11 protein-coding genes are annotated in these 18,737 nt (G+C 47.0%); 10 read left to right on the forward strand and 1 reads right to left on the reverse strand.

The features are described from left to right. Window positions 1–114: 114 nt before the first annotated feature. The 10 genes from rng to L5M40_RS10300 all read left to right on the forward strand — a co-directional run bounded on the left by rng (window position 115) and on the right by L5M40_RS10300 (window position 16,039). Entirely contained in the window at window positions 115–1,581 is a 1,467-nt protein-coding gene (gene rng, locus L5M40_RS10255; RefSeq protein WP_168825804.1) for a ribonuclease G, read from the forward strand. Further along, window positions 1,581–5,912 carry a YhdP family protein gene (locus L5M40_RS10260; RefSeq protein WP_263256618.1) on the forward strand — a complete coding sequence of 1,444 codons (4,332 nt, stop codon included), beginning with the start codon at window positions 1,581–1,583 and terminating at the stop codon, window positions 5,910–5,912. The genes rng and L5M40_RS10260 overlap by 1 nt, the downstream gene beginning before the upstream one ends. Continuing rightward, a complete protein-coding gene (locus L5M40_RS10265) occupies window positions 5,836–6,666 on the forward strand; it encodes a carbon-nitrogen hydrolase family protein (RefSeq protein ID WP_263256619.1) in 831 nt (276 codons plus the stop codon). Before L5M40_RS10260 ends, L5M40_RS10265 begins: the two co-directional genes overlap by 77 nt. Before the next feature lie 133 nt (window positions 6,667–6,799). Beyond that, window positions 6,800–8,248, forward strand: a complete 1,449-nt coding sequence (tldD, locus tag L5M40_RS10270) for a metalloprotease TldD (protein WP_105251291.1) — start codon at window positions 6,800–6,802, stop codon at window positions 8,246–8,248. A gap of 94 nt (window positions 8,249–8,342) precedes the next feature. Beyond that, on the forward strand, window positions 8,343–9,725 hold the full coding sequence (locus L5M40_RS10275) for a TolC family protein (RefSeq protein ID WP_263172904.1): 1,383 nt from the start codon (window positions 8,343–8,345) through the stop codon (window positions 9,723–9,725). After that, window positions 9,715–10,689, forward strand: coding sequence for an HlyD family secretion protein (locus tag L5M40_RS10280; RefSeq protein ID WP_263256620.1), 975 nt, complete (start codon window positions 9,715–9,717; stop codon window positions 10,687–10,689). The genes L5M40_RS10275 and L5M40_RS10280 overlap by 11 nt, the downstream gene beginning before the upstream one ends. Before the next feature lie 80 nt (window positions 10,690–10,769). Next, complete coding sequence (locus L5M40_RS10285) at window positions 10,770–11,987, forward strand: ABC transporter permease (RefSeq protein WP_263256669.1); 1,218 nt, start codon at window positions 10,770–10,772, stop codon at window positions 11,985–11,987. A 1-nt stretch (window position 11,988) separates the two neighbouring features. After that, window positions 11,989–13,179, forward strand: a complete 1,191-nt coding sequence (locus L5M40_RS10290) for an ABC transporter permease (protein ID WP_219253730.1) — start codon at window positions 11,989–11,991, stop codon at window positions 13,177–13,179. A gap of 222 nt (window positions 13,180–13,401) precedes the next feature. Next, on the forward strand, window positions 13,402–14,289 hold the full coding sequence (locus tag L5M40_RS10295; protein ID WP_219234506.1) for an ion transporter: 888 nt from the start codon (window positions 13,402–13,404) through the stop codon (window positions 14,287–14,289). A 424-nt stretch (window positions 14,290–14,713) separates the two neighbouring features. Then, on the forward strand, window positions 14,714–16,039 hold the full coding sequence (locus tag L5M40_RS10300) for an APC family permease (RefSeq protein ID WP_105251296.1): 1,326 nt from the start codon (window positions 14,714–14,716) through the stop codon (window positions 16,037–16,039). 162 nt (window positions 16,040–16,201) lie between these two features. Here L5M40_RS10300 and L5M40_RS10305 read toward each other — a convergent pair whose 3' ends face one another. Then, complete coding sequence (locus L5M40_RS10305) at window positions 16,202–18,715, reverse strand: Ig-like domain-containing protein (protein ID WP_263256621.1); 2,514 nt, start codon at window positions 18,713–18,715, stop codon at window positions 16,202–16,204. Between the last annotated feature and the right edge of the window lie 22 nt (window positions 18,716–18,737).

Here is an 18,737-nt window from a genome sequence, read left to right on the forward strand (position 1 = left end):
TTTATTCGGTTTTCATGCTTAGAGAGTTTGTAACTTCGATTAATTAATCTAGTTTCCCGAATGGGGTGAGTCGTGAATACCAGTCGCTTAAATCCAAATAAAATACAGCGCAAGATGGGTTCAGAATTACTGATCAACGTAACTCCATCTGAGGCGCGCGTTGCTTTAGTTGAGCATGGTGTGCTGCAAGAAGTCCATATTGAACGCCGGATGAAACGGGGTTTAGTGGGGAATATTTACAAAGGTAAAATCAGCCGTGTGTTACCCGGTATGCAAGCCGCCTTTGTCGATATTGGCTTAGATAAAGCGGCTTTTTTACATGCGTCCGACATAGTACCGCACACTGAGTGTGTCGCCGATGTTGAGAAAGGTCATTTCGTTGTTCGTGATATCGCCGAGTTAGTCCGTCAAGGGCAAGACATTATGGTGCAAGTGGTTAAAGATCCGCTGGGCACTAAGGGCGCACGCCTAACGACCGATATCACGCTGCCTTCCCGTTATTTAGTCTTTATGCCAGGTTCTAGCCATGTTGGTGTTTCCCAGCGTATTGAACTAGAAGAAGAACGCAGTCGCCTCAAACAAATTACTTTGCCCTATGTTGATGATGACGGTGGTTTTATTATCCGCACCGCCGCCGAAGGCGTAGGGGAAGATGAGTTATCCCAAGATGCGGCATTTTTACGCCGAGTTTGGTCAAAGGTGAGTGAGCGACGTAAACGCAGTGGTGTGTCGCTCCTGTATCAAGATTTAGCCTTACCTGTGCGCATTGTGCGTGATTTTGTCGGTACTGAGCTGGACCGTATTCAAGTGGATTCTCGCCGCACTTTTGCCGAGTTGCAGTCTTTTGCGCAGGAGTTTATGCCAGAGATTGCCGATAAGATTGAGCACTATTCAGGACCTGCGCCTATTTTTGATCTCTACGATGTGGAGAACGAAATTCAACGTGCACTCGGCCGTAAAGTCGAGCTCAAGTCTGGTGGCTATTTGATCATAGATCAAACCGAAGCCATGACGACTGTGGATATCAATACCGGCGCCTTTGTGGGGCATAGGAATCTTGAAGAAACCATTTTTAATACCAACCTCGAAGCGACCCAAGCGATAGCGAGGCAGTTACGTCTGCGTAATCTCGGCGGCATCATTATTATCGATTTTATCGACATGATGACGGCGGATCATAAGGCTCGTGTTCTTAGTAGCTTAACCAGCGCTTTGTCTAAAGACAGGGTGAAAACCAATGTGAGTGGTTTTTCGGGGTTAGGTCTAGTCGAAATGACCCGTAAGCGTACCCGAGAAAGTTTAGAGCATGTCGTCTGTGGCGAATGTCCGGCCTGCCATGGCACGGGGAGCATGAAGACAGTCGAGACGGTTTCCTATGAGGTCTTTCGCGAAATAATCCGTTTAAACCGTGCCTACGATGCTGATGAGTTCCTGTTGTATTGTTCGCCTGCCGTGTATCAAAGTCTGCATACCGATGATAATCATCTTATTGCTGAACTTGAGGTTTACATAGGTAAGCGCATCCGTTTGCAAAATGAGCCTATGTACTCACAGCACAAATACGATGTGGTGATGATGTAGTGGCTACGTTTTTTACTGCAAAAAAATTTAGCCGTTTTTGTTGGCAATTTCTGGCGCTTATTTTGGTCTTGTTTGCGCTTGCCGTCAGTTTGATCCGTGGTTTATTACCGCAGGTTGATGAAGTTCGCCAGCAACTGGTGAATTACGTAAAAAGCGAATATAAAGTCGATGTGCAAGTGGGGGAGTTATCCGCCCATTGGCAGGCATTTGGTCCTGCACTTAACATCGATGACTTAGTGATCCCGCCACAGGAACAACTGCCTGTGACCTTGATGATCAAGAACGTACAAGTGAAGTTAGATTTTTGGCAATCGCTGCTCACGCTCACCCCACGAATCGAAGATGTCAATTTTGAGGGTGTCCATGTCGCTTTAGACATGGATAAGCTTACCGAGAACGATCCCGCCACAATTAATAAAGCCCCGCAACTCGATTGGCTTTATGCCCTGTTACTCAAACAACTCGATAGATTCTCCTTAACCAATGCCACAGTGCAATTGCTGAGCATGCACCAAGAGTTTCGCCCGATCCATATCCGTCATTTGAACTGGCGCAATCAGGGTGAACGTCACCGCGGTGCAGGGGAACTGTATCTCGATGATAATGCCTCTAAGCATGAGTCTCTCGGATTACAGTTAGATATCAAGGGCGATGGTGCAAATCCCGACAGTTTGACTGGGCAGATTTATTTGGCGGCTAACTCTTTGGATTTAGGTGAATGGGCTTCACGTCAGCCTAATCCCTATGATTCCACTCAAAAGTTACCCTTAGAAGGGGTTGTCAATCTTAAGGCTTGGCTTACGTTTGCCGACCGCAGCATCAGTTCTGCTATGGTTCATTTTGAGCCGAGCTGGCTGCAATGGACATTAAAGCAAGAGCCGCAGAAATTTGAAATTCAAGCGGGCGATATTGTCTGGCAGCCAAAGGAGACGGGTTGGGAAGTGCAAAGTTCAGGACTGGATTTTGTCACCAATGGTGAGCATTGGCCGGCATTAACGCTGGCCGCGAAGCGTCAAAACGATGAATTATTTGCCTATGTGAATCAAGTTAATACTCAGAGTCTATTGCCGCTGCTGCCGCTATTTCCTGGAGTCGATAGAGCCGTATTACGTCAATGGCATGCGTTAGCTCCCGAGGCGAATATTGGACCAATCCGCCTGTATCAAAAAGCCGACCAGCCTTTGCTCGCCAGTACCGAAGTGAAGCAGTTGCATTGGCAGAAGGTTGACGGTATTCCCAATACTCATCCTGTAGATGTGAACCTGCGCTGGCAAGATAAGACGTTGTATTTCTCTCTACCTGAACAAGTGTACACTCTTGATTTTGGTGATGAATTTTCGGCGCCATTAGTGTTCAATGGTGCGCCAATTGATGGTCAATTCGATACTGAACATCTGAGTTTAAATGTGCCTCAGTTGCAGCTTGAAAACGAAGATATCGGTGTTGATGCGGCATTGAATTTGGACTTTAGCGGTGCTGCACACATGGCGCTGGCGGCCAATGTTCGTATCAACAATGTGGCTAATGCCGACAAGTATTTCCCCAATAAGGCGATGGGTGAATCACTGGCCGAGTATTTGGATACTGGGCTTAAAGCGGGTCAGACCCAAGATGCGCAAGTTGTTTGGCGTGGTCCGTTAAGTGGTTTTCCCTTCGACGATAATAGCGGCGTATTTCAGGCAGCATTTACCTTAACAGATGCCCAATTTCAGTTTCAACCCGACTGGCCAGCGGTAACAGATCTGTCCCTTAACGCTTTGTTTGAAAATACCCGCATGGATCTTTGGTTAAACCAAGGCAAGCTGATGAATGTGGATGCCACAGGGGCCCATGTATTTATTCCCGCCATTGGTGAACAGACGCTGCTAAGGATTGAAGCCGAACTTGCTACTCAAGGCAGTGCGGCGACTAAGGTGTTACAAGCCTCACCTTTGGCGAACTCAGTAGGTAAAACCTTAGATGTCGTGCAAGTGCAAGGTGCTGTCACTGGCACTTTAGACATCAGCATTCCACTGTATGAAGGTGAAGCTGAAGATATTCGTGGTCAAATCCGTTTTGATAACACACCGGTATATATTGCTCAGCCAGGGCTTCAACTTCATGGCGTGACTGGTGTTGTCGACTTTGCGAATGAGGTTGTGACAGGAAAAGGCATCAAAGCGCGCTTGTTCGAACAACCGCTTAGTTTAACTTTCGACACTCAGCCTAAAGGTAAAGATTTTGGCCTTAATCTTTCGCTGAAAAGTCGTTGGGATCTCAGTCGTCTCCCCGATGAATTGCACAATCCCTTGAGTGATTTTTATCAGGGCAAAATCAGTTGGGACGGTGCTATGACTATGCTATTTACTGAGCAAGGTTATCAAATTCAAGCCAAAGTGACTTCGGATATGCTGGGGACGCAACTGTTACTCCCTGGATACTTTGCTAAACCCGAAAATGAACCACGACCTTTAGTCGCCGAGTTTGTTGGCGATCAAGATAATGCGACGCTCGATGTCAAACTTGCCAGTCATGCCGAGTTTATCGGTGGTTTCGATGCCGATAAAGGCGCAAATTTTAGTTATTTTGACTTGTTATTGGGGCGTTTATTTGGTGAGGATGAAGCCAGAAATACGGAACAAGGTCATATTCAAATCGATCTCGGTAAGGCCAAATTAGCCGAATGGTTACCTGTGATTAATGCCTTTGTTGGTCAAGAGAAAATACCGAAAACGGGCATTTTAGTTGATGATATTCCACATAAAAGTTTATTTCCCGCGGTGGCGAGTATCGATTCTCATATCGGTCGGCTCGATCTTTTAGGGCAAGAACTGACGGAGCTTAGGCTTAATGCTAAGCCTAACGAGACGGGATGGCGTTTTAATACCGTTGCCAACGAATTTGACGGTTGGATCGATTTCTATCCAAATTGGAAAACTCAAGGTCTCAAAGTTGTGGCGAATAAATTTTATTTTTCACCTAAGGTAAAGTCGAACACGGATGCCGATTTTGCCAGTGATCAAGTGCTCACTAACTTGCCGCCAGTTGCAGTGAATGTGGAAGATTTTCGTTTCTTCGATAAATCCTTTGGAAAGCTCGTTTTGCAGGCGAGCCCACAAGCGGCAGGATATAAGATTCAAACATTGTCTTTAACTACGCCCAATGTCAATTTGCAGGGCAGTGGCATTTGGCAGCAACAGGCTGGACAGAATAAAACTGACCTCAGTGTTGAGTTAAATGCCACTCAGTTTAGTTATCTATCTGCTCAATTGGGTATAGAGCCTGGCGTTAATGAAGCCCCCTTGAAGGTTAATGCGGACTTATCTTGGCAAGGTGCTCCCTATGCCTTCTCCCTCGAAACCTTAAATGGCAAGGTGAAATTCAACTTAGGCAAAGGCCACTTATCTCAGGTGAGTGACAAGGGCGCACGGATTTTCTCCCTGTTCAGTTTAGATTCTTTGGTGCGTAAACTGTCGCTGGATTTCACCGATGTCTTCGGTCAGGGCATGTATTTCAACTCTTTCAATGGCAATTTGCAGATTGATAATGGCGTGGTGAAAACCACTGACACTGAAATGGATGCCATCGCGGGTAATATGAAGGTGCGTGGCTATACGGATCTCACCACTGAAAGTTTGAATTACGATATCCGCTTTGTGCCGCAATTGGCCTCAAGTGTGCCAACTGTCGTATTGCTCAGTACCAGCGCTTGGACACTGGGTCTGGGGGCCTTTGCCCTGACAAAAGTGCTTGAGCCTGTGATTGAAGTGATTTCAGAAATTCGTTTTCGGGTGACTGGGACTATGGCTGAGCCTGTGGTCGAAGAGTTAGAGCGAAAGAGTAAAGAGATTGAAATTCCAGAATCTATTTTACCTGTGGTTGGCGTTGAGCGCCCAGCGGTGCCGACCGAAGCCGCGAGTCATAACGCCGATATCACTCAGCCGATAGAGACTAAATCGACCGAGGCTCAATTAACTGAAGCTAAGCCAACTGAAACTAAGTTAACTGAAGTCAAACCAAGCAACGCTAAATCTGAGCCACAGCTTCAAGCAACACAACCAGAAGCGCTCGAGCCACAAGACGTTAAGCCTAAAGAGGCCAGATCTGAAGAATCAAAGTCAGAAGAGCTAAAGCCAGCAACAGATCAAATTAAAGCACCCGATTTAAAGCGGGAGCAACCTCAAGCGACGCCTTCGCCTGAAGCGCCGAACACGCCTGCCACACCAGAGAATCAGCCAGCAGTAGAATCGATTAAGCAAATTCAGGGAGAGCAAAATGCACATCAGCCTGTTGCAATGTCAGAGCAGTCGCGACGTCAGCGCCAATCTGCAGTTTATCGAATCGCAGCTTAACGAACTCAAACGGGATGTCGATGCGCCCCATTTAGTCGTGTTGCCCGAATGCAGTTTACTGTTTGGTGGCCATGAAAGTCAGCAACTTGCCTATGCGGGCGATGTTCATCAGAGTCCGCTCAAATCGGCGTTAAGTGCACTGGCCGCCAAGTATCGGGTGTTTATGGTCGCGGGGACTATTCCGGCGTTGGCTGAGGATGGTCGTGTCTATAGTCGCAGTTATCTGTTTGATGATAAAGGTGATACTTTAGGGTATTACGATAAACTGCACCTTTTTGATGTGGATGTTGCCGATGGTACAAAACAATATCGCGAGAGCGAAACCTTCTGCCCCGGTGATCACATTAGTGTTATCGATACACCTTTTGGCAAAATTGGCTTAACCATCTGTTATGATTTACGCTTTCCCGACTTGTTTAGGGCGATGCGCCTTGCGGGTGCCGAGATTATTACTGTCCCTTCTGCCTTCACCAAGGTGACGGGGGAAGCCCATTGGCAAGTATTGCTACAGGCCAGAGCGATTGAAACCCAATGCGTTATTCTTGCTGCAGCTCAGTGGGGACAGCATAACGAAGGCAGCCGTGAAACTTGGGGGCAGAGCATGATAGTCGGTCCTTGGGGGAATATTTTGGCTGAACTCAAAACCGGTACAGGTTGGGTACAGGCTGAGGTCGACTTAACCGAACTGCACAGTATTCGCAGTAAAATGCCCGTCATGCAGCATAATCGTTTCCTTGAACCAAGCTTGAAATAATGTGCTAATAGCCAGCAGACGAGTTGAAATGCTGAATTTGCGCTTGAGCCGATATGCAGCATTAACACATAGAATTAGTACACCGAATTTACACTCAGAATATCAAGATCCCTTGGGGTCAAAGAGAGCATAGATGCCATTTTTAGCACAAGTAGAGCAAAGTTTATTGAAGAATGGGTTAGCGTTAGAGGGCCTGCAAACCTATCTAAACACCATACATCAGCACAAAATCGATTATTCCGATCTCTATTTTCAAGGTAGTCGCCACGAATCTTGGGTGCTGGAAGACGGCATCATCAAAGACGGTAGTTTCCATATTGAACGCGGTGTGGGCGTGCGGGCCATCAGCGGTGAGAAAACGGGTTTTGCCTATGCCGACGATATCACTCCTGCCGCCTTAAGCGCTGCAGTACAGGCTGCCCGTGGCATTGCTAGTGCGGGTGAGCAGACTCAAGTGCAAGCCTTTAAACGTCAAAAAGCATTGGCGTTATACGACAGCTTAGATCCAATTGCGGCGATGGAAGAAGTCAAAAAAATCAACCTGCTGAAAGAAGCCGATGCTTTTATTCGCAGTCTAGATAGCCGGATTATTCAAGTGGTGGTTAGCCTTGCTGGGGTGCACGAAGAAATCCTCGTTGCTGCGAGTGATGGCACTCTGGCGGCCGATATCCGTCCTCTGGTGCGCTTTAACTGTAGCGTGATTTTGGAAGAAAACGGTAAACGTGAACGTGGTGGCGCCGGTGGTGGTGGTCGTCATGACTACGGTGTTTTAATGGCAAGCGATGACACAGGTTTACCTATGTGTTTCGCCTTTGCCCGCGAAGCAGTGCGTCAAGCGCAAGTTAACCTTAACGCCATCGATGCACCAGCGGGTGAAATGCCTGTGGTTTTAGGTAATGGCTGGCCCGGTGTATTGCTCCACGAAGCGGTTGGACATGGTTTGGAAGGCGACTTTAACCGTAAGGGCAGCAGTGCCTTTAGCGGCAAGGTTGGTCAGCAAGTTGCGTCTAAGTTAGTGACAGTGGTCGACGATGGCACCTTGCCTAATCGTCGTGGTTCACTGAGTATCGACGATGAAGGTGTACAAACCCAAAGAACCGTATTGATTGAAGACGGTATTTTAAAGGGTTACATCCAAGACAAACTCAATGCTCGCTTAATGGGTGTTGCGCCAACGGGTAACGGTCGCCGCGAATCCTACGCACATTTGCCTATGCCACGTATGACTAATACTTATATGACGGCCGGTGAGTCAGATCCCAGTGAGATTATCAAATCGGTGAAGAAAGGCATTTATGCCCCTAATTTTGGTGGTGGCCAAGTCGATATCACTTCGGGTAAGTTTGTGTTTTCCGCATCCGAAGCCTATTTGATTGAAAATGGTGAAGTTACTCAAGCCATTAAGGGGGCCACTTTAATCGGTAATGGCCCTGAGGCTATGAGCCAGATTTCTATGGTCGGTAACGATATGGCTTTAGATCAAGGTGTGGGCGTTTGTGGTAAAGATGGTCAAAGTGTGCCTGTGGGTGTGGGTCAACCGACCCTCAAACTCGATAAGCTCACCGTGGGCGGAACAGCATAAAACCTAGAACCTTACGCTTATGGGTTCTAGTCGCTACCCACCATGAATGTTATCATTCGCAAAGGAAATTAGAGTAACTACTCTAGAGGTGTTAATGAAACTATCACGTGTAGTCTGGCTGTGCCTATTATCATTGCCTTCGGCTGGCTATGCTCAGCCGATTAGCTTTACTGATGCTTGGCAGCAAGTGCTGAAGGTGAGCGACAAGTTGCAAGCGCAATCGCAGGAAGTTAACCGCGCTAAGGGTGAACAAGAGGCGGGCGAGAGCTTAAATTTGCCCTCATTAGACATTCGCGGTAACTATATTCATTTGGATAAACCGATTGAGTTTGATCTGAAAGAATTAAATTCTGTGATTTCTATCCCGCCATCGCTTGGCGGCATTATTGCGGGTATTCCGCCGCTGCCCTTAAGTGAACAAGATATTTTTAGCGCCAGCTTACAGGCAATGTGGCCGATTTATACGGGCGGACAGATCACTGCGGCTCAAGGTATACATGCGGCTATGGTGGCCGAGAAGCAACAAGAATTACAATTGGCTACTCGTGATTTATTTACCCTGCTGGTGGATAGATATTACGCTGTCGATGTGACGTTGGCATTGGTGAATACTCAGACCGATCTGGTTGGCTCGTTAGCTAAGCATGTTGATCATGCTTTAGCACTAGAGCGCGAAGGGCAAATTGCGAAGGTTGAGCGCCTCAATGCGCAGGTCGCCCTAGACAATGCTAAAGTCAATTTAGGCAGTGCTCGTCGGCAACACGAAATGGCAGTGATCGCGCTGGCTCGTATGCTACAGCAAAGTCAGGTGAGCACAAATTCTCCCTTATTTGTACTGCCGCAGGCTCCTTCATTTGCTCAACTCAGCCAAATTACCCTGAGCCAACATCCGGCGCTCAAATTGCTCGAAGCGAAAGAAACGCAAGCGAACGGTTTAATAGCGTTGGAAAAAGGTAAATACCATCCAACGGTTTTCCTCTTCGGTAACTACACCTTGTATGAAGAAGACACACTCTTGACGAGCATCACACCTGACTGGATGGTTGGGGTTGGGGTCAATGTGCCACTGATCAGCCGCGATGGCCGTAGCGGTAAGGTCGAAGCGGCGAAAAGTGCACTCTTACAAGCTCGTTATACCAAGGCACAAACTAAACAAGACTTGAGCCTGCTGGTGGATCAAAGCTATCGCCAATTATTACAGGCCGAGGAAGAAGTGACGGCGCTCGATACTTCGCTCGAACTTGCTATTGAAAACCTGCGTCTTAGGGAAATCGCCTTTAATCAAGGGCTTTCAACCTCTATCGACAGAGTCGATGCGGAGCTGAAACTGAGCGCAGTGAAAACTCAGCAATTGGCTGCCCGTTATCGTTATGTGCAAGCCTATGCCAGATTAATGGCCATTAGTGGTCAACTAGATGAATTTATCGGTCGTACCACAGCCCCTACCCAAGTGCAGGAGACAAACAATGCGCGCTAACAGAATACTTGCCCTTGTGGCGTTGGTCGCATTAGGCCTTATCTTAGCCTATGGACTCAAGCTCGCTTATAGCCCGCAGCCGAGTTTGTTGCAGGGCCAGATTGAAGCCCGTGAGTACAATGTTTCGTCCAAGGTGCCAGGCCGAGTCGAGCAAGTGCTCGTGCGCCGCGGTGATAGTGTGGCCCAAGGGGATTTATTATTCGCGATCCGCAGTCCTGAGTTAGATGCAAAGTTAATGCAGGCCGAAGGTGGCCGTGATGCCGCTAAGGCGATGCAGCTTGAAGCCAACAATGGTGCTCGCAGCCAAGAAGTGATGGCAGCCAAGGAGCAATGGCTCAAGGCGCAGGCGGCGGCAACGCTCGCTAAAACCACCTATACCCGAGTCGAAAACTTATTTAACGAAGGTGTGGCGGCAAGACAAAAACGCGATGAAGCCTTTACTCAATGGCAAGCGGCAAAATACACAGAACAAGCTGCCTTAGCCATGTATCAAATGGCAGAAGAAGGCGCGCGGACGGAAACCAAAGTGGCTGCTGCAGGTAATGCCCGTAAGGCTGAAGGTGCAGTGAAAGAAGTTAGCGCCATTATGGAAGATAGCCAAATGCGCGCACCTAAATCGGGTGAGATCAGCGACGTGCTGTTACAGGCGGGTGAATTGGCACCCAGTGGTTTTCCGATTGTTAGTTTGATTGATATGCAGGATGCTTGGGCCGTGTTCCAAGTGCGAGAAGACCAACTTAAACGTTTCAAAAAAGGTCAAACAATTCAATTAACGATTCCGGCACTCGGGCTGGATGTGGATTTTACTGTGTCCCATATCAGCGTGATGGGTGAGTTTGCCACTTGGCGTTCGACTGAAAGTGGCCATGATTTTGATATGCGTACCTTTGAGGTGGAATTGCGTCCAAACCAGCCGATTACCGATCTGCGTGTCGGCATGTCTGTGCTGCTGCGCAGTGAGTAAAAGTCGTGACTGAACGTACGCCTCACGCCAACGCGGCGGACAAGATTAAGGACGAATTACAGCCATCGAGCATAAGCTTTATGGCGTTGCTCACAGCGTTAGTTCGCCGTGAGCTGCGTGCCCTATGGCATGACCCTTGGCAGTTAGCGCTGATAAGTTATATTCCACTACTGGGGATTTTATGCTTATGGTGGTTATTCAGTGCAGGTCTGCCAAGGCAACTGCCCGTGGCGATTGTCGACCAAGATCATAGTCAATTGAGCCGCATGTTGACCCGTCAGCTTAAGGCAAATCCAGTTACCGATCCGCAAAGTTTTACCGACTTATCCTCGGCGATAAGCGCGATGCAACAGGCGAAAGTCTACGCTATTGTGGTTTTTCCCTATGATATGAAAAAGGATTTACTTACAGGCCATAAGCCTACAATTGATGTGCGCTACAACAGTCAATTTTTGCTGGTGGGTAAGTTACTCTCAAGCCAAATTCAGCTGAGTTTAGGCGACGGATTACAACAAGTGGCGGGTTTAAAGCAGCTCGCAAATGGTACACCAAAATCCCAAGTCGCAGTGAATTTAAGCCCAGTCAAAAGCCAAACAACAGCCCTGTTTAACCGAAATAACAACTACATAGGTTTCTTAGTACCGCCAGTGCTGATTGCGCTGTGGCAGTTGTTATCTATGTTAGTGATGGCAAACAGTTTAAATCGAGAGCTGCATTTAGTGCCTACCACTCAGGCCGATGGTATGTCGAATATCTTAACTAAACATTTTTGGCCTAAAGTGTGGGCGAAAATGGTGCTGTTTACGCCGATATTGATGCTGCAGGGCGGCTTTATTTTAGCTTGGCTGTATTTGTATCTTGCTCTGCCGATGGCGGGGAGTTTAGCCCTATTATTGCTCGCGCAATTAGTCATGTTATTGGCAGTCTGGAGCTTAGTGTTATTAATATTTGTAGTGATGCGTGACAGTGCGCGGGTCATCAGCTTTTGTACCGCTTTATTTGCGCCAGCGTTTGCTTTTATGGGCATTACTTTCCCGACTCACGAAATGCCGCAATTAGCCCAGTGGTGGCGACTTATCATGCCATCGAGCCATTATATTGAGTCCCATGTTAGTATCGTGAGTTATGGCGCCACTTGGCCAAGTGTGGCGAGCCAAATCACCACTTATTGGGGCTTTATCTGTCTGATACCTTTGATATATTTCCTGTCGCGTAAATTACTGCCTACCACAGTTAACACCAATGCTTCAGTGACGGTTTATGACTCGGACGCAGCTATATCTGCGAAGGGGCAATAGGATGAATTTATCCAATAGCGAACACGCAAACACACCACGTCAGCTCAGTCTGTGGCGACTGATCCTCACTGAATTTAAGGCCATTATTAGCGATAAAGCGATCGCTGTGACCTTATTTGGCGGTGTACTATTTTATTCGGTTTTGTATCCTTTGCCCTATCTGAATCAAGTGCCGACCGAGCAACAACTGATCGTGGTGGACTTAGATCATTCTTCCCTAAGCCGTCAATTGATCCGTCATGCCGATGCCAGCGCAAAAATTCAAGTCATAGGCCAAGTCGGTTCGATTACCGAGGCGAAGCGTTTTATTGAGACGCGTAAGGCCCACGGCTTACTCGTGATCCCTGAAGGATTCCGCCGCGATTTATTGCTCGGTAAAGGTGTGACGTTAAGCTATGGCGGTGATGCTAGTTACTTTTTGATTTATTCCGCGGTTGTTGAAGGCTTAGTTAGCGCTGGAATGGATGCGGGAAAACAAGTGCAATTGATTGGCATGCTTGCTCAAGGACAAAATCCTAAGCAGGCCCAAGAGAGTTTAAACTCGCTTCATCTTAATAGTGTTCCTGCCTTTAACCAGAGCCTAGGTTATACGCCCTATGTAGTACCTGGACTGTTCTTGCTGATTTTGCACCAAACCTTACTCATAGGTACTGGCATTTTAGGGGCTGGGCAATGGCGGCATAAAGGGTATTGGCAGCAGGTGTCACCGGTGCAATTAGTCTGTGGTCGTATTCTTGCTTTCATGTTGATTTATATCTTCTTTACCAGCTTTTATGTGGGCTATTGTTATCACTGGTATAACGTGAGTATTCAAGCGAGCCTTGGCTTAGTTGCGCTGTGGTTATTGCCGTTTTTACTGGCTACCGCCGCTGCAGGTGTTGCCATGAGTACCTTGTTCACCCGCCGCGATTTACCCACCCAAGTGCTACTGCTGATCTCTATGCCTATTCTATTCGTGTCAGGTTTTGTGTGGCCGATAGCACTGATCCCAGAACCTTTAGTACTCGGCTCACAGTTTATTCCTGCCGTACCCGCGATTATGGGTATGCTAGAACTCAATCAAATGGGTGCAAGTTGGGCGAGTGTGATGCCAAAATGGCTGCAACTATGGGGCTTATTTGCGGTCTTTTTCGGCCTAGCGATGTTAGGGATTAAGCGAAGAACGAAGTTGTTGCTGATTGATACCCATTAGTTTTTAGCGATACCTTAGATTTATATTTATTGGCGAGTGTTAATCGTTTACTGAGGACGTAATGATGTTTTACCCACCCCCTCATAAAAGTTGCTGTTCATATTATCTAAATCTTGCTCAATCCACTGCATTTAACCCTGTTGTTATTTAACCCACCGTAAAAACTGGGCATCTGAAAGCGCACTCGCTACAATCGCCGCAATTGTGATTATAGGAGTCGACATGAGTACATCTTTACTTAACGTACCAACGGGTTTGCAGGCACGAGTGATTAGCTTGGTTGAGCAAAACTGGTTTGGTCATTTTATTTTGACATTGATTTTAATCAACGCGGTGCAGTTAGGTATGGAGACCTCAGCCAGCCTGATGGCGCAATACGGTACTTTGTTGATGAGTCTTGATAAGGTGTTGCTGAGTGTATTTGTCGTGGAGTTATTGCTGCGGATTTATGCCTACAGGGGGAAATTTTTTAAAGACCCTTGGAGTGTGTTCGATTTTACCGTGATAGTGATTGCACTGATCCCTGCATCTGGGCCTCTGGCTGTACTGCGTTCGCTACGGGTGTTGCGGGTGCTGAGAGTGTTAACAATTGTGCCATCAATGAAACGGGTCGTGTCAGCTCTGTTGGGATCACTTCCAGGATTGGCATCGATCGCCACGGTATTACTGTTGATTTATTATGTGTTTGCGGTGATCGCCACCAAAATCTTTGGGGGTACGTTTCCGGAATGGTTTGGCACCATTGCTGATTCGTTTTATACCCTATTTCAAATAATGACGCTTGAAAGCTGGTCTATGGGAATTTCGCGGCCAGTGATGGAAGTTTACCCTTATGCTTGGGTATTTTTCGTGCCATTTATTCTGGTGGCTACTTTCACTATGCTAAATTTGTTTATTGCGATTATCGTCAATACCATGCAAACCTTCAGTGACGAAGAGCATGCATTAGAGCGTGAGCAGGACAAACAAGTCTTGGAGCAGGAACAAAGACAAATGCACGAGGAGTTGAAAGCCATCAGACTCGAGCTACAACAATTACAAACCTTGCTGCGCAGTGCTGCTGGTGATTCTTCTAATGTATCGACAAAGGGAGATATTGGTTCTGATTAAAGCAGATTGAGGATAGTGAGTTGATATCAAGTCTTGTACTTGAATTCTGTCGTTTTTCGCTAAGCCATCACAAATTGCGGATCACTTAATATTTTTATTGGGTTGTCTTCTTGTTGGTTTTGGGGGAGAATGCGCGCCGAAAAAATAACCGAGATACTCAGTATCTCGGTTATTTTTTATTTATGGCGTATGTGTTTTAAAACAATTGAGGCCGGTAAACATCCGGAAATGATATGAGGTTCAGTTGAACCTATTTTACTGAGGAAAGACCAATGGGGCTGTTGTGTACCGGATTGTCGGTAGTTGTTGTAAATCAAGTTGTTGCGTTAGCCATTAAACCTAGAGTGCAGACGGTTAGCCGCAAGAAAAAACTAATTGCAGATGCGTGCTTAGGTGTTCAACCCTGTACAATGGGGGTGTGCTGATGAGCCAACAAAATCTAGGTTTGAAGCAGACCCTCAACTTATGGCAAGTGGTGGTGATGGGGCTTGCCTATCTCACGCCGATGGCCGTTTTTGACACCTTTGGTATTGTTTCCGAGATCACCTCTGGCCATGTGGCTACGTCTTATCTATTCGCATTGGCGGGGATTTTATTTACCGCGTTTAGTTACGGTCATTTGGTACGTAAATATCCCTATGCGGGTTCAGCCTACACTTATGCTCAAAAAACCTTTAACCCGAATGTTGGTTTTATGGTGGGTTGGTCATCGCTGCTGGACTATATGTTTATGCCAATGATCAATATGTTGCTCGCAAAAATCTATTTAACCGCCATGTTTCCCAGCGTCGAACCTTGGATCTTTATTTTCGCTCTTGTGACCATAATGACCTTGCTTAATCTCAAGGGGATTGATCTCGTCGCGAACTTTAATGGGGTGATAGTGTTTGCACAGATCGCCATTATTGTGGTGTTCATTGGTCTAATGGCCTATAGCATTTCCTTCGGTGAAGGCGAAGGTGTCGTCGCGAGTGTGCGACCATTTTATGCCGATAATATGGCGATGGCGCCATTATTCACAGGGGCGACGATTCTGTGTTTCTCCTTCCTCGGCTTTGACGGGTTAAGTTCACTGACTGAAGAAACTAAAGATGCTCAACGTGTTATTCCTCGCGCGATTGTGTTGACGGCTTTGCTCGGTGGCGTGATTTTTGTTGGAGTGTCTTATTTTTTGCAGCTCTATTTCCCCGATATTTCCCGCTTTCAACAGCTTGATGCGGTATTGCCTGAAATTGCACTCTATGTGGGTGGTAATCTATTCCAGTCCATCGTATTAGTCGCGACCACAGTTGCCGTATTGGCATCCGGTATGGCTGCCCATGCTGGGGTTGCACGGATTTTATATGTGATGGGGCGGGATAATATGTTGCCACGTAAAGGGTTTGCTTATATCCATCCTAGATGGCGAACCCCTGCATTTAATGTCTTGTTGGTGGGTGCGCTTGCGCTGTCTGCCGTCTCATTTGATTTGGAAATGGCCTTAGCCTTAGTGAATTTTGGCGCTTTAGTGGCGTTCACCTTCGTGAATTTATCCGTGATTGTGCAGTTTTATCTAAGGGAGCAGCGTAATAAATCTTTTAGAGACCACTTACAATACTTAGTATTACCCTTGTGTGGCGCCGGCACTATTGGTGTGCTTTGGGTGAACTTAGAGTCACAATCATTAGAGCTGGGGCTTATATGGGCGGCTGTGGGAGCATTGTATTTGGCTTTACGGAGTTTCCGTTTACGCCGTGCAGTAGAGCTATAAAATTAAGAGTTATAAAATTAGTGAGAGTCATGGCTCATAGATGCACAGCTATAACTAAAGATGTGTAGTAGATCGAAGGGGCGTGGGTTGTCATCCTCTAATAAAATCTTCCAATAAAAAGACCCGCATTCGCGGGTCTTTTTATTATCTATCAGTTCGTTATTATTGCAGCAACACATTGAACTTAAGCAAGGTTTCAACGCCACTTGGTGTATTCACAGTTAGTACCACTTGGCTGCTAGCGGTTTCAGTATTCTTGAGGGAAAAGTCCGTCAAGCCTGCATTTGCACTATTTGTTTTAGGGACAGTATAGGTCGTTGATAGCAATTCCCCTTTATCCGCATCGATATTAAGCGTTGTACTAGAGGGCATAATTTGATCGGCACTGTCGTAGAACTTTACGGTAAATTCGGATGTTTGCCCTGCAGGAATTGCCGTTAAAGACTCAAGATTGTTGAGAATATTTTGACCTAGGCGATCTTCATATACTTTGACACCATCTTGCCATAGGGAGAAATAAGCTTTTGAGCCAGACATTATCATCACAACTGCTTTACGAACATAAGTCTTATTCGCTTGTCCTGTCCCGCAGAGTGCGCCTTGACATTGAGGGCCATTAAACTTGCCATCGGCACCTTTATAGGTGTCGCTAGCGAGGTTATCGAAATAGCGTTCACCACTATCATAGGCGAAGTTTTCGTTATCATCGCGAAAGGCTGTCGGCAGATCGCTAAAGCCTGAGCTATGAAAGGTTTCAATATCTAAGCCGTTACCACTGCAAGCCACAGGACCGCCATTTATCAAGCAAGCTTTTGCAATGGCACTACCATCGGCTGTATCAAATTGGTTGTTACCATTGGTGTCGAAAAAGGTTTCGTGACCTAAAGCGTAGGCTAATACTGTTATGCGATGGTTTTGAGGCCTTGGATCGCTTGATGTCCAAGTCACACTGCAGACACCATTTTGAGTTAAGCAGCTTGGCTCTATTTGGCCACCTTCACTGGTAAAGTTAACTGTTGTGTCATTGGGCGCAGGGTTGCCAAAACTATCAGACAGTCTTGCTGTCACTGTGACTTTCTCACCATCAATATTACCCGCTTCAGGGTTGGCATTACTCGTCGCTAAACTAAATCCAAGCTGTTGCGGCAAGCCGGTATTGACGGTCAGTTGCTCCGATTGGCTAGTGATGACTTCTTTAGTATCAGTATCAACTGCAGTAGCGACTACGCGCACTGGCGTGGGTACTGTACCGGATAATACGCGCACACTGGCGATACCTTGGGAGTTAGTCAGGCTTTGCGCATTCGCAGTGCCATTGGCAAAACTTAAACCACCGACAACCGTATCTAAGGTAAAGCTGACATTCTGTTGCGCTGCGGGTTGGCCATTGGCGCTGGTGACTTTGAAGCTGACTAAAGAGGATTCGCTTGAACCTGTGCCGCCCGCACCTTTGATGCGAATTTGTGCAGGCTCTGCCGACTCAAAACTTAAGCTGGCAAGCGTTTGACGTTGCAGAGTAAATGGGAAATTCGCCGTTAACGTCTGATTGCCAGCTACGGTTGTAGCGATGATTTGGTCGCTACGTTCACTGTTGCCACTGCAACTTGTGTCTTGGAAGGTCGAGCTCGCATTACCCGATAAGGTTGTAACTGGGGTATCGAGTGTGGCGCTATTGTTTGTGGTGCAATCTGAGCTAAAGCTGATGGATGAGGGTGTTTGTACTCGCGTAACCGTGCCGTCATTGGCCTCTAATACTAAACTTGCACTTACACCAAAACTACCGCCTGCGCTGATTTTATATTTGCCATTGGCATCGGCTGTTAAGGTGCTCGCCAATTGACCTTCGGTAAAGACTGCGCCATTGAATGACCCGAGTTTTAGCGTGCCTTCTTGGTTGACGGCATCTTTACTCAAGACTTCATACAAACTGCTGGTTTGCAGCGATTGACCTTGATAGTCCACAGTGACCGTTAAGGCATTTGCCCCTAATTCAGTTGCACTTGGCGTATAGGGTACCTGCGCAATACCTTGAGTGTTGGTCAACGCACTGGCAGGATTGAGCGCCGCTGAACCTGCAGTAAAGGTGACTTTAGCGCCTTCGATACCTTTGCTTTCGCTATCGAGCAATATGGCTTGTAATTGCACCGCCTCATCGACTTTAAAGCGAGTGACTAAGGCTGAGCTGCTTAAAATACTGGCGCTGAGTTTAGGTGTTTCAATGGTGTTGCCATTGCCTGAACCAACGAACTCGTAGTTACGGCTTGCAGTTAATGCGTCTGCATCAGACGGCGTATAGCTCGCCGTTACCGTACCAGCTTCTGCTGTTAATGCAGGGTTAGAAATGATGACTTCAGCAACGCCATCTGCATTGGTGAGTTTTGTTGCTGGCGCAACAGTACCTAAGGTCGCAGCGAAGCTAATCAGTTGGCCGCTAAGTTTACTCGAACCCTTTTTTAAGGTAGCGACGGCACAAAAACTCGTATCGGAGGCAAAGCTTAAATTGGTGGTTGCATCGGCGCACTTGCCGTTAACTACAGTTTTATAGCCCAGCGTTAAGCTGTAGCTGTCTGTTGTTCCGTCAGTGTCGGTGCCATCAGCTGCGCCATTACAACCACTGAGCGCTAATGCGCCCAGTAATACCCAAGAAAATACCGATAACGTTTTGCTAAGTCGCATAAGCAACATCCTTGTGGGGCTG

Source organism: Shewanella sp. SM68, assembly GCF_025653925.1.
GTDB classification, from domain to species: domain Bacteria; phylum Pseudomonadota; class Gammaproteobacteria; order Enterobacterales; family Shewanellaceae; genus Shewanella; species Shewanella oncorhynchi.